1 pseudogene is annotated in these 242 nt (G+C 50.0%); it reads right to left on the reverse strand.

Annotated features, from left to right (window positions below):
• Positions 1–242, reverse strand: a pseudogene (locus ACTHSA_RS10865) (LysR family transcriptional regulator); the annotation flags it as partial.

Here is a 242-nt window from a genome sequence, read left to right on the forward strand (position 1 = left end):
TGGCATCTTCCGTAAGAATGGCTGCATAAAGTTTTCTCTGCATGCCGTCTGAAGTTATTTTGCGGTGGACGACGTTGCCTTTTTCCAAATACGGCATGACCGTCCAATAGGGCAGGGCGGCGATGCAGCGTTTGCTGGCAACCAATTGAATGATGGCAATGGTCAGCTCGCTTTTGCGGCGCGTCGTATTAATGCCTTTGTTCAGCAGCACTTTTTTGGGAAAATCCAGCATTTCGTCGGGG

Origin of the sequence: Neisseria sp. P0008.S002 (genome assembly GCF_051962805.1) — a bacterium.
GTDB classification, from domain to species: Bacteria; Pseudomonadota; Gammaproteobacteria; order Burkholderiales; family Neisseriaceae; genus Neisseria; species Neisseria perflava.